Consider the following 12477-nt stretch of genomic DNA (forward strand, 5'->3'; position numbering starts at 1 on the left):
GGTATGCACAGATCAGGAACAGGAATCCATGCATAATTACCTTAATTTTGAAAAACCTATATCTGATTTAGAAGGCAGGATCCATGAGCTTAAAAAGCTTGTAATGGAAGATAAAAGCGCAAATGTATCAGAAGAACTTGAGAAACTAGAAGTAAAAGTTCATGAGACTTTACGTGATATTTATTCAAAGTTAACACCCTGGCAAAAAACTCAGGTGGCCAGACATCCAAATCGCCCGCATTTTATTGATTATGCATCCGCATTATTTACCTGTTTTATGCCTCTGACAGGAGACCGTTTGTTTGGCGAGGACAGTGCTCTTCAGGGAGGACTGGCGAGATTTCATGGTCAACCTGTTGTCTTATTAGGTCAAGAAAAAGGATCCGATACTCAATCTCGCCTTAAACATAATTTTGGCAGCCCACGACCAGAAGGATATCGTAAAGCTGTACGTCTTATGAAGCTAGCAGAACGTTTTGATTTACCCGTAATTTCATTTGTAGATACAGCAGGTGCTTATCCTGGGGTTGATGCTGAAGAACGTGGTCAAGGAGAGGCAATCGCACGTTCTACAGAAATGTGTCTTAATTTACGTGTACCAATGATTGCAATTATTATCGGTGAAGGTGGTTCCGGCGGTGCTATTGCTATTGCTGCTGCCAATCAAGTGTATATGTTAGAACATTCTATCTATAGCGTTATTTCTCCAGAAGGGGCAGCTTCAATTCTTTGGAGGGATTCTTCGCGTTCTCAAGAAGCAGCTAATTCCATGAAAATAACAGCGCAAGATCTAAAAAAATTTTCTGTTATTGATGATATCATTCCTGAGCCTATAGGTGGAGCACATAGAAACCCTTCTCAAGCTATTGCAGCCGTTGATGAAATCATTCATGCATCAATAACTGACATGTCTACTTATTCTGGCGATGAATTACGTGAAAAACGACGTCAAAAATATCTCAATATTGGAAGAAATTTATAAAAATATTATCAACCAATTAGTAATATATAAACTATATGTATTTCAAATAGACCCCAAAGTACACGAGAGGAATATATTGATATACAATCGTATTATTTTTATAATAGCTATAACAATAATAGTAACAGGCTGTTCTAAGAACAGTGAAAAATCAGAACGCCCTGTATCATATCAACTTAATTTTCTCATGAAAGAAAAAAACATGAGAAAGGGTTCTCCTATTTTGATACGTATTTTTAAAGAAGAAAGTATTCTTGAAGTATGGAAAAAACAGAATGACCAAAAATACGGCCTTCTCGTATCCTATAAAATTTGTGCTTGGTCAGGACAACTCGGCCCCAAAATGTATGAAGGAGACAGACAATCGCCAGAGGGTTTCTATGAGATTACACAAAAAAATCTAAATCAATACTCGAGTTATTATCTAGCTATTGATACAGGATTCCCTAATGTTTTTGATAAAGCGAATGCACGCACAGGGAAATACCTCATGATTCATGGATCATGTTCTTCATCAGGTTGCTATTCCATGACAGACGAACAGATTCAAGAAATTTATGCCCTAGCCCGAGACAGTTTCCGTGGAGGTCAAAAGATTTTGCAAATACAAGCATTTCCCTTTCGTATGACTGCAAAAAACATGGTTCTTCACAGATCTTATCCAAGCTATACTTTCTGGAAAATGTTACAAGTAGGATATGATTATTTCGAAATCACCCATCAAATACCAATCGTTGGGGTATGTGATAAAAAGTATATTTTTAATCAAAATCCAGGTAAATTCCTAGACCCTATAGGAAGTTGTCCACCTGATCTTCCAGCAATTCCAGCAGATCTCTCTCATTCTTATACTACTTATAAGCAAGCTTACCAAACTGAATATAATAACGCCCTAGAACAATATAACGATGTTGTTTGGTATGACCCAACTGAAAATGAAAGAAAAGCTATTGCACCTCAAGATCCCAAGAAAAAAGCCAAAAATTACGCTCCAACTGGAAGTGCACTAAAAGCTGGAAAGCTTTTAAAAATCAAAGAATGGCAAGAAAGAGTTTCAAATCAACAACCCGGAAAAGTTAACAGCAATTCTGCTTCAGAAACAAGTAAGCAATTAGAAAAAATAATAGAAGCAGAAAGCCGCATCCTTATAAAAGAAGCTGTCTTGCCAGATAATTTTTCAAAAACCACAAGTGAAGTACCAATTCCTAGAATGCGAAATATATTAAAATCCTTAAATTTAACAGGTAACTCACAATAGAAATCGCTATTTTTTTATTATAGAATTTCTCTTACCAAGAGATCTATGATCACTTTTTTATCAAGTAAATAATTACTCAAGATTAGAATTATTCTTCAGATCTTCGAAGCAACGCCAAACAGCAGATGCAGCATTTTTAAACATCTTTCTAATATATATTTTTTCACCTCCGGTTTTTTCTATTAAAGATTCCAGTGAACAACCAATAGAGAGAAGAAATATATGAAGAGCTGTTTTGAGATCATCAGGATGCCCATTAAATTTTTTTTCGAAACGCTCCAAATCTTTGTGAAGATCTTTAAAAATACTATAATAAATATCTAAATTTTCTAAAAGAAAAATAGTTCCTTCCAGATTCTTAAAGCAACTCTTGACTACATCAGGATAACTTGATAACATTAAACAGATAGGGTCATCGTCACCGCCTGCTTCTTCTACAAGCCGCATAAGACTACGCTCAAAATCTGAAAGAAACATTTTTAACATTTTCTCTGGATCGTACAAAGAACGACACCAGTCACTTTCAAACTCACACAAATCTTGACGTAACCGATCAAAAATCTTGCTGCGAGCAGTCGCAAACATATTAATCATGCGGTAGCCTCAATGCTATCCTTTATAATAACGACTCTAAATTCTTCCTTATCTTTTAAAAAATCCTTCTCATATAACATTTAAGATTTTTTTCTGAAATTCCATATAAAATCTACTGTTAATGGGAAAACTATTGTCCAAAAAACTTTTGATATGTAAACTTAGGATACCCTTGATAGAAAATATATACTGTATAATAGTCCTTTTTTAAAGGATTAATCTTTTTTGATCTGAATTAATAGCTTAAGGATTATATTTCATTAGACTTTAATCTCAATATACACTAGATAACGAATGTTGTTCATATGTTTTTGATTTTGAAAATTAAAATCCTGAATATATGGTACAGTGGTTAGTATATACAAAACTATAAAACTTTTAAAATATTTAAAGATATATTTTAAATTAAAATTGTCGCTTGGTTTTTTATCTATGAGTATTTAGAAAGTTAAGTTGTTAAATATAAGTTTTTAATATTCTATAAAATCTATACTATTTAAAATATATAAAATATCTTATATAGAGTTATTTGCAAGGAACAGTTTAGCAAATTTTAATGGATTGATTATCAATATCTGCCAATATAGTTTTGCCAAGAATCTGCTAATCTCTTTCCTTAAAAGTGGATGTTACGGAGAGTACAATATGAGACAAAATATTAATAACCTCAATACAATGATCATTCACGAGAAGATGCAAGCTGCAATAGAATATCAAAATGAAGCTTGGGCTGGCGGCATGGCAGATGGTATTGAACCCGAAATTATTGCTAATGCTGCAATAACTCAAGCAATTCGAGAAACAGTACGAATACATGGAGAAGATGAAGCCGAAGCTTTGCTTAATTCTCTTTTAACGCGAATTTTAGCGGGTGAATTTTCACCTGAAAGAACATTACAATAAAAATAAGAAGCGACCTTATGAAAATACATTCAATCTGTGTTTTCGGAATAAAGAGGATACGAGTTTTCTATTTACTTGTTTTTTTGTATAATATGTTTTTTGTATTTGAAGTAAAATCATATGCATTATCTAACGCGTATATTGAAAACAAATCCTCAACAAAATCCTTCAGTGATAATATAAATTCTTCACTACCTAAAAGTATAACACCTGAAAATACAACTATAAATTCTGCAAATATAAGAATTATACACGATATATTACAACTTCCAAAAGCTGTACAATCAATGCGTGAGCGTATAATTTCAGCAGCAAAATCTGGAAACCTAGAAAATCTTCAGCCTCTTTTAAAAGAAAACGGCAAGACAACAGATCTTTATGTTGGGCAAGATTCTAGAGATACAAATCCCATAGCTATCCTTAAAGAATTGTCCAGTGATACAGATGGGTTAGAAATTATGGCAATCTTAATTGATGTACTTTCGACAAGTCTTGTACAAATAAATGCAGGTAGTGCTGATGAAATATATATATGGCCGTATTTTGCATATAAATCTATCAAGGAATTAACAGCCTCTGAAAAAGTAGATCTTTTAAGGCTGATTACAGCTGGAGATTTTTCTGATATGCTGGAATTAGGAGAGTACAGTTTCTACCGTGTTGGTATTAAACCAGATGGAAAATGGGAATTCCTAAAAGTAGGTAATTGAAGTTTTTACAATAATTGTCTTTATCGTCATTTTCAATTCATAAAAAGTTTAATTAGATGCCTGTTGTCCACTTACCCTACCGTTCTTTTATTGTAGTTACCGGCAAGGATTCTGAAACTTTCTTGCAAAATCTCATCACTTCTGAAATACAAACTTTAGTACCTGGTATCACGCGTAATGCTGCATTACTAACACCACAAGGTAAAGTATTGTTTTCTTTTCTTATTAATAAAGTCAGTGAAACCTATTTTTTATTAGAAACATCTGTCGAACAATGCAACGAACTTATAAAACGTTTTTTAATGTATCGTCTACGATCAGACATAACATTAGAACGTAGACAGCCTGATGGTGTAACTATATTTTGGGACAAAACTGCTCCTCCAGATCTTACAATTTCCTTGATAGACGAACGTTTCCTTATTGCAGGAATACAAGTTTACCGAGTACATGCATCATATGATGAACATGTGGATAATATTGAACTTTACCACAATCTCCGGATTCATCACTGTATAGTTGAGGAAAATTTTGACTACTCTCTATGTTCAATATACCCTCATGATATTTTTATGGATATCAATGAAGGTGTTTCCTTTACCAAAGGATGTTACCTTGGACAAGAAGTGGTTTCGCGAATGAAGCACCGCAATGCAGCACGTAAACGTCCTGTCATTGTTACTGGAACACAAAAATTACCTCCAAGAGGTACTCCTATATTTGCTGATGGCAAACAAGTAGGAATACTGGGCACTGTTATTGGTAATAAAGGATTAGCAATTGTACGGATAGACCATGTTAGTGAAGCTCTCGTTTCTGATAAACCTATCCTGGCAAATAATCTTAAGTTAACTATGGCACTACCAGAATGGAGTAAATTAATATTACCTATTAAGAAAAACAATATATAAAATGCCATCAAAAACAAATTCACTCTTTAAGTTTTATTAAAAAACATAACGCTACTAATGGTTACATATTTTTTTATATTATATTTTAGTGATTATCTTTAAAGAAAATCAAACAAAAGATGATAAAAAATCATATCTTTTCCTGCCCCGTTTTAGTCAAGAATTTGTATTATGCTGCTCCTTAACAAAATAAGAGGCCTCATTAAGTAATTTATGAACAACAGGAGTAATTAATGAATTAAAAAGTTGGATATGTCTAAAAGGCTATAAAAAACAACCAATAAAAAAACTATAATTTAGGTGCTATTTTTATGAAAAAACAAGTAATTGAATACGCAGGCACTCCCGTAGGGGTTCTTGTGCCAGAAAAAAATGCCTTAAAGTTTATTGCCATAAAATTAGATGTTCATGAGCTTGATAAAAAACTTTTTCGTACATCTGATGAACTTTATCATGAGATAAAAAAAATTATGTTCCTTCACAATAAGAAATCTAACTATCAAGAAAGAATTTAATCTCTTTCAGAAATTCTATGATACTTTGATCATTTAAAACTCTCAGATTTACCTATCAAATTAATCACGTTTAGTATATATGTAACTCTAATAATTATTTATAGATATAACTTATTTTTAAATATTAACAAGGATTAGATCATGGCTTATGTTAAAAAACCATGTTTTTTTTAAAATCTTTTATCACAAAGAATGTCTATAGATTAACTATAGTTTTTTTGATAACAGGATGTGCTAACAATACAACAAGATATCCCACAAGTTTATCCTCACAATCCTTAGAAAAGATGAACCATACGCAATTACTGCAGCTTGCTGAAACAATAGGAAGAAATTATGACCGTAATCGCAAAAATAAGGATATAGGAATAAACTATGCCAATATACTAAGGATGATAGGCAGAGATGCTCAAGCTTTAGCTGTTATGCAACAAGTAGCGATACTTCATCCACAAGATAGAAGTGTTCTTGCTGCTTATGGGAAAGCTCAAGCAGATGCAGGACAATTAGAAGAAGCAATTACAACCATTGACCGAGCTCAGACTCCTGATAGACCTAACTGGGAATTAATGTCTGCAAAAGGTTCTATTTTAGACCAAATGGGCAAACATGATGAGGCACGTAAAAACTATCTAGACGCTTTGGAGATAGCTCCGAATGAACCATCAATTCTTTCTAATATGGCAATGTCTTATCTATTAACAGGGAATATAAAGATAGCTGAAGAAAAGTTACGTGCTGCAGCTTCCATGCCTGGAGCAGATAGCCGTGTAAGACAAAATCTAGCTTTTGTTTTGGGATTACAAGGCCGTATTGATGAAGCCTATAAAATTGCTCGTCAGGAATTGTCTCCTGAAGATGCTGAGCACAATGTAAACTACCTCCGTTCCATGCTTTCTCAACAAAAATCTTGGGATAAAATAAAAGAAAGAGATAGCCGCAATGTTTTTAAAAGATGATTTGATTATTATATAAATAACCCATTGTCTTTTATTCGATTTAACGGGCTTCGTAGAAAGTGCAAAAAATATATACTTATTATTTAAAGAGTTTTAGATGTCTTAAGAAAAATATTTGCACTTCAATAAACACCGAATAATCCACTAAAAGATGTATTATTATCTTAATTACTAAAGAAAAATTCATGTCTCTTTCCAATCTTTCACCATTAGTAACTATATTCGGAGGCTCTGGATTTATAGGTCGACGAATAGTTCAGTCTCTTGCGCATCGAGGTTATAGAATCAAGGTAGTTGTACGCAAACCTCATCTAGCCGTTTTTTTAAAACCTCTCTGCCGTGTTGGCCAACTTTCCATTGTTCAAGGAAACGTTTGTCATGAAAATTCTGTCAGACAAGCTATTAAGGGTTCAAGCCATGTTATTAACTGCGTAGGCTTATTATTTGAAACGAGCTCTAATTCTTTTATTTCTGTACAAGAACATGGCGCCCATACTATAGCTAAAGCTGCTGCTTCTTTTGGCGTACCTTTAACTCATATTTCAGCTATAGGAGCTGATGCTAATTCAGAATCCAAATATGCTCGTTCTAAAGGTCGTGGAGAAAATTTAATTCTCTCTGCCAATTCCAATACAATTATTATACGCCCTTCTATTGTGTTTGGATCTGAGGATAAATTTTTTAATAAATTTGCGAATATGACCCGCTTTTTACCATTTATTCCATTAATTGATAATGGTCGCACTAAGTTACAGCCTGTATATGTAGGAGATGTCGCAGAAGTCATTGCTTCTTCTGTTATAGGCAAACTTAATCCTGGTACAATTTATGAAATCGGTGGACCAGAAATCCTGACATTTCGTGAATGTATGGAGAAAATTTTTAAAGTGATCGGACGCAAGAAACCTTTCCTTTCTTTGTCTTTCCGCTCATCTGCACTAATCAGTACAATGATGTCATTGATTCCTATTAGGCCACCCTTAATAACAAATGACCAAGTCAAATTACTAAAAAGAGATAATATAGTCTCTGAAATTGCAGAACTTGAAAAACGTACCCTTATAGGGATAGGTTTGACACCTACATTATTGTCATCAGTATTACCGTCTTACTTACTCCGTTACCGTTATCAAGGACAATTTACTGAGGTCTCCGATTTCTAATAAAACACTATCAAGATAATGATATCGATTTTTTCAAATATTTTATAGAAATTAAAATTTTATTTTATTTTAATAATAATTTAGACAAATTTAACCTGATTTAATCAATTATACTTCAAATCAGTAACTCATATGAGTTTTATTGAATTAAAGAAGATTTAATCTTTTATCATTCTTCATCTATTACGATTTAATAATTAATTTGAAAAGGTTTTTAAATGGGAAAGCCAATAACACTTTTTTTTCTATGCGCATTTATTATAATTGTTATTGGGTCTTTAACAGCTCCAAGTATTACAAAAAATAATATGACCAAATGTGCTCCTTCTTATGGAGTAGACCCATGCAAAAAACACTATTAAATTTAAATGCATAAATGTCATTTCATATAGATAAGGCTATTAAAGATATTACACCAAATATTATTCTCCACAAAGCGAATACCGTGTATCCTTTTTTAGAAACAAAATTCAAAAAAGATCGTACAACTAATAATCCCGATAGAAAAGCAGAGAAAAAACCTATTACGATTAGCAGTCCACTATCATGCATAATTACAGAACGATTTTTGTAAAAATCTAATATACATGCCCCAAAAACTATTGGCATAGAAAGAAAAAAAGAAAATTCAGTTGCAGAGCGTTTATCTACACCCATTATTAACGCTCCTACTATAGTAGATCCTGAGCGAGAAACCCCAGGAAAAATTGAAAGACATTGAAAAATACCTATTTTAAATGCTACTAAAAGAGGATAATTCATAGAATTCGTATATCGAGGTTTAAAATCTATACGATCAACAACAAGCAATATTATACCGCCAATAATTAATGTCATACATATAAGGATTGGTTGTTCAAATAAAACAAACTTAATAAAATGATAAGACAAAAAGCCAATAACTGCTGCAGGTAAAGATGCAACAAATATACAGGCTACAAAATGTCGTGCATATTCCTGAGAAGGAAAAGCTATAACTATTTTCAGAAGCTTGTGAAAATAAACAAACAATAAAGAACTAATTGCTCCTAATTGGATTAATATAGAAAAACTGTTCCCTGGTGATTTAAAGCCCAAGAAATGACCTATAAGCAATAAATGCGCTGAAGAAGAAACAGGAATAAATTCTGTTACACCCTCAATAATTCCTAAAATAAGAGCATTAATTATAGAATATCCAGACATTCTACCTCATAATTGTTGTTTCAAGAATGATATAATTATCTTCTCTTGTATTTATCATAAATATTCAATATATATTTAATGTTCATTTATGACAATTCGATTAGCATACTTTTTTATCAGAGCATAGATGCCAACCCTTTATCATCACATTATGTCATCCAGCTCACGTTTTATACGTCTTATTTTGAATGAATATGATTATGAAACTGAAATGATCGAAGAGTTCCCCTGGGAAAAACGTCATGATTTTTTAGTTCTTAATCCAGCAGGGACATTACCAGTATATGTAGATGACAGCATGCGTGCTCTTTGTGGTGCAACAGTGATTTCTGAGTATATTGATGAAACACAAGGTGTTCTTAAACGGAATCGTCGCTTATTAGCAGAAGATCCTTTTCAGCGGGCTGAAATCCGTAGATTAACAGAATGGTTTTTGCAAAAAATGGAAAACGATGTTACAAGACCATTGGTTCGTGAACGTGTTTATAAATTACAAATGACTCGTGATCAAGGCGGTGGTGCTCCTGATTCAAAGGTGTTGCGTACAGCTCGTAATAATATTCGTCAACATATGAAATATATTTCATGGTTATCTAGTTCACGTACATGGTTAGCTGGACTGCGCCTTAGCTATGCAGATCTTGCTGCCGGAGCTTCTATTTCTGTTCTCGATTATCTTGGAGAAATTAATTGGCTTGACTCACCTGAATCTAAAGATTGGTACCAACGACTTAAATCTAGACCATCATTTCGCCCTTTACTTTCTGAACGTATCCGAGGATTGGCACCAGTCTCTCACTATACTGACCTTGATTTTTAAAAATACACTATGTTTATGATTATCACCTTCAAGAATCAAAGCGATAAAACGTTTTCTTTTCGTAAAGATTATTTTTTAAAAATTATTTTCTTATGGAGATCTATATAATGCACTTGATGATCTTTGGAGCAGGTTATACAGGTCGTGCTATTGCTCAGCAAGCAATGCAAAATGGCATAAAAACATCAGTAACCTCACGATCAATTTTAAAGATAGAAGAGCTCCGATATATGGGCTTATCTGCTTTTTTATTCGACGGAAAAGAAATCCTTCCTACACTAAAGGAAACAATGCATTCTGTCACACACCTTGTACAAGCTATAGCTCCTAATGATACTGGAGATCCATTAATTCATTTAATAGATCAAGCACTTTTGTCATTTCTACCTAATTTAAGATGGATTGGCTATATTTCCACAACAAGTGTTTACGGTAATCATGACGGAAGATGGGTTACCGAAAAAACTCCTGCACAACCGCTATCTTGTCAATCTAAAAAACGTCTGGGAATTGAAACTCAATGGCTTAGAATAGGCGAGATTCTAAAGGCTACAACAATAATTTTGAGACTTTCTGGTATTTATGGTCCTCAACGCAATGCTTTCATATCCTTAGAAACAGGAACAGCAAAAAGATTGATAAAAAAAATCAAGTATTTAATCGAATACGAGTAGAAGATATTGCGCGCTCTGTTATTTTTCTGATTAAAAATAATATAAGCGGTATTATAAATATCACTGATGATGAACCTGCTCCACCACAAGACGTTATCACAACAGCATCTATCTTAATGAAAATACTCCCACCACCAGAACAACTATTTGAAGAAGTCACTCTTTCTGGCATCACCAAATCTTTTTATGGAGAAAACAAACGTGTTTCAAATGCCAAGATTAAAAATCTTGGGTTTCATTTTCTTTATCCAAACTACCGTATGTCATTACAACAATTATGGGAAAGCAAGCAATGGAAATAAATGAGCTTTTTATAGTATATACATAATAGGTTTTTTCATTTTAATACTACATTAATACCAAGACAAAGAATGTTTTATAAGCGCATTCCTTTTATGGATTGGAATATGATATATAATAAACTTATTTTGTTCTAGAAACTTATTCTCATTTCACTCTATAACGAAACAATAATTTTGAAGATATTATTGAGGATTATCAAGACTAAAAAGTTCAGACTGTTCATCATAAGAGAATAATTCTGCATAACGTCCCCAGGATACAGCTGTAGTGATAGTTTCATCTGCATATTCTTCAGACATATAATCTTCAAGTTCATTACGAAAACGTGCAGCAGGCGCTGTATGTGATGGACGTTCATCCAGTACACGACGTATAAGACTAATCAATGGCACATAAGCTAAAAGATGTTCTGCAAAAAGCTTTTTTCGTGCGTCTGTTCCGAGATTAGCAAATTTTTTCCCTGCTTCTGTCAAGGTTATATCACCTTCTCTCAATTGAACCATTCCCAATAACTGCAATGATTCTCCAATATGGAAAAGCTCATCCGCTTCAAGTTGTAAATTATTTGCTAGCTCTGGAAGAGCTGCATGACCATTATACGGAACAGAAATAATTGCTTCGATAAGACCCGAAAGTAGATTAGTTGATACATGTTTAAGTAACATACCTACACCTGCTCCCGGAATTCCTTCAAAACCTACAGAGCGTATTTCTTCTTTTTTAGTCATTCTAGAGTAAATTTTATCAACAAATTGTCGAAAAATCGGATCAAGACGATTCCGAGGATGAGGAAGAACAACATGAATTTCTTCTGCCACACGACCAGGATTTGATGAAAAAACCAAAATACGATCACACATTAAAATAGCTTCTTCAATATTATGTGTTACCATTAAAATAGATTTGATTGGCAAACGACCTTCAATCCATAAATCAATAATATCCGTACGAAGCGTCTCAGCAGTTAAAACATCAAGTGCTGAAAATGGTTCATCCATCAAGAGAAGTTTAGGAAATACAACTAAAGCTCGAGCGAACCCTACACGCTGACGCATACCTCCCGAGAGTTCTTTCGGATATGCAGACTCGAATCCATCTAAACCGATAAGATCAATGACGGATAAAGCACGCTTACGACGTTCAGAACTATCAATCCCTTTAGCTTCTAAACCCAGTTCAACATTCTCTAAAACAGTTAACCATGGGAATAATGCAAATGATTGAAATACCATAGCAATATCATCTGGAGGTTCTTTTATGACTTCTCCTTTAAAAATAACCTGTCCTGAAGATGGAGAAATTAATCCTGCAATAATACGCAGCAAGGTTGATTTTCCTGAACCAGAACGACCTAATAATCCAATAATTTCTCCAGAACGAATATTGAGATTCACCTTATCCAGAACAAGAAGATTACCCCCACTTCCTTTAGGAAAACTGCAGCATAGTTCAGAAATATTTACAAGATGGCCAGCTTCAAACATTGCTTCTACCATAGAA

General features: G+C 33.5%; 12 protein-coding genes and 1 pseudogene. 10 read left to right on the forward strand and 3 right to left on the reverse strand.

From position 1 onward, the window contains the following. Nucleotides 1-28: 28 nt before the first annotated feature. Together B488_RS05525 and B488_RS05530 are read left to right on the forward strand one after the other, a co-directional pair. Entirely contained in the window at nt 29-982 is a 954-nt protein-coding gene (locus B488_RS05525; RefSeq protein ID WP_015273552.1) for an acetyl-CoA carboxylase carboxyltransferase subunit alpha, read from the forward strand. Between the two features lie 76 nt (nt 983-1058). After that, the gene (locus B488_RS05530; protein ID WP_015273553.1) at nt 1059-2240 is read left to right on the forward strand and encodes a L,D-transpeptidase family protein; all 1182 of its coding nucleotides are present in this window, start codon (nt 1059-1061) and stop codon (nt 2238-2240) included. Nucleotides 2241-2312: 72 nt separating this feature from the next. Here B488_RS05530 and B488_RS05535 read toward each other — a convergent pair whose 3' ends face one another. Next, the gene (locus tag B488_RS05535; protein ID WP_015273554.1) at nt 2313-2834 is read right to left on the reverse strand and encodes a hypothetical protein; all 522 of its coding nucleotides are present in this window, start codon (nt 2832-2834) and stop codon (nt 2313-2315) included. A 645-nt stretch (nt 2835-3479) separates the two neighbouring features. Between B488_RS05535 and B488_RS05540 the strand changes: the two genes are divergently transcribed. The 6 genes from B488_RS05540 to B488_RS05565 all read left to right on the forward strand — a co-directional run bounded on the left by B488_RS05540 (nt 3480) and on the right by B488_RS05565 (nt 7995). Next, nucleotides 3480-3737, forward strand: a complete 258-nt coding sequence (locus tag B488_RS05540; protein WP_015273555.1) for a hypothetical protein — start codon at nt 3480-3482, stop codon at nt 3735-3737. Nucleotides 3738-3754: 17 nt separating this feature from the next. Next, entirely contained in the window at nt 3755-4447 is a 693-nt protein-coding gene (locus B488_RS05545; protein WP_051012129.1) for a hypothetical protein, read from the forward strand. Nucleotides 4448-4503: 56 nt separating this feature from the next. After that, nucleotides 4504-5358: a CAF17-like 4Fe-4S cluster assembly/insertion protein YgfZ gene (gene ygfZ / locus B488_RS05550; protein ID WP_015273557.1), complete on the forward strand. Its 855-nt coding sequence runs from the start codon at nt 4504-4506 to the stop codon at nt 5356-5358. 311 nt (nt 5359-5669) lie between these two features. Further along, nucleotides 5670-5873: a hypothetical protein gene (locus B488_RS05555; protein WP_015273558.1), complete on the forward strand. Its 204-nt coding sequence runs from the start codon at nt 5670-5672 to the stop codon at nt 5871-5873. Nucleotides 5874-6034: 161 nt separating this feature from the next. After that, the gene (locus tag B488_RS05560; RefSeq protein ID WP_015273559.1) at nt 6035-6832 is read left to right on the forward strand and encodes a tetratricopeptide repeat protein; all 798 of its coding nucleotides are present in this window, start codon (nt 6035-6037) and stop codon (nt 6830-6832) included. 185 nt (nt 6833-7017) lie between these two features. Beyond that, nucleotides 7018-7995: a complex I NDUFA9 subunit family protein gene (locus tag B488_RS05565; RefSeq protein WP_015273560.1), complete on the forward strand. Its 978-nt coding sequence runs from the start codon at nt 7018-7020 to the stop codon at nt 7993-7995. A gap of 384 nt (nt 7996-8379) precedes the next feature. Here the strand turns inward: B488_RS05565 and B488_RS05575 are convergent, their stop codons facing one another. Continuing rightward, entirely contained in the window at nt 8380-9180 is an 801-nt protein-coding gene (locus tag B488_RS05575; RefSeq protein WP_015273562.1) for an undecaprenyl-diphosphate phosphatase, read from the reverse strand. Nucleotides 9181-9307: 127 nt separating this feature from the next. On the opposite strand from B488_RS05575, the gene B488_RS05580 reads away from it, so the two are divergent. Then, nucleotides 9308-10000: a glutathione S-transferase family protein gene (locus B488_RS05580; protein ID WP_015273563.1), complete on the forward strand. Its 693-nt coding sequence runs from the start codon at nt 9308-9310 to the stop codon at nt 9998-10000. 107 nt (nt 10001-10107) lie between these two features. Next, nucleotides 10108-10976 (forward strand): annotated as a pseudogene (locus B488_RS05585) (SDR family oxidoreductase). A gap of 183 nt (nt 10977-11159) precedes the next feature. On the opposite strand, the gene B488_RS05590 reads toward B488_RS05585, so the two are convergent. Continuing rightward, entirely contained in the window at nt 11160-12473 is a 1314-nt protein-coding gene (locus tag B488_RS05590) for an ABC transporter ATP-binding protein (RefSeq protein ID WP_015273565.1), read from the reverse strand. Between the last annotated feature and the right edge of the window lie 4 nt (nt 12474-12477).

Origin of the sequence: Liberibacter crescens BT-1 (assembly GCF_000325745.1) — a bacterium.
GTDB classification, from domain to species: domain Bacteria; phylum Pseudomonadota; class Alphaproteobacteria; order Rhizobiales; family Rhizobiaceae; genus Liberibacter; species Liberibacter crescens.

Excerpts from the sequence above, each read along its gene's own strand:
- B488_RS05560 (WP_015273559.1), top strand. The coding sequence starts at position 6,035 with ATGTTTTTTTTAAAATCTTTTATCACAAAGAATGTCTATAGATTAACT.
- B488_RS05580 (WP_015273563.1), top strand. The coding sequence starts at position 9,308 with ATGCCAACCCTTTATCATCACATTATGTCATCCAGCTCACGTTTTATA.
- B488_RS05555 (WP_015273558.1), top strand. The coding sequence starts at position 5,670 with ATGAAAAAACAAGTAATTGAATACGCAGGCACTCCCGTAGGGGTTCTT.
- B488_RS05575 (WP_015273562.1), bottom strand. The coding sequence starts at position 9,180 with ATGTCTGGATATTCTATAATTAATGCTCTTATTTTAGGAATTATTGAG.
- B488_RS05535 (WP_015273554.1), bottom strand. The coding sequence starts at position 2,834 with ATGATTAATATGTTTGCGACTGCTCGCAGCAAGATTTTTGATCGGTTA.
- B488_RS05545 (WP_051012129.1), top strand. The coding sequence starts at position 3,755 with ATGAAAATACATTCAATCTGTGTTTTCGGAATAAAGAGGATACGAGTT.
- ygfZ (WP_015273557.1), top strand. The coding sequence starts at position 4,504 with ATGCCTGTTGTCCACTTACCCTACCGTTCTTTTATTGTAGTTACCGGC.
- B488_RS05525 (WP_015273552.1), top strand. The coding sequence starts at position 29 with ATGCATAATTACCTTAATTTTGAAAAACCTATATCTGATTTAGAAGGC.
- B488_RS05540 (WP_015273555.1), top strand. The coding sequence starts at position 3,480 with ATGAGACAAAATATTAATAACCTCAATACAATGATCATTCACGAGAAG.
- B488_RS05565 (WP_015273560.1), top strand. The coding sequence starts at position 7,018 with ATGTCTCTTTCCAATCTTTCACCATTAGTAACTATATTCGGAGGCTCT.
- B488_RS05590 (WP_015273565.1), bottom strand. The coding sequence starts at position 12,473 with ATGGTAGAAGCAATGTTTGAAGCTGGCCATCTTGTAAATATTTCTGAA.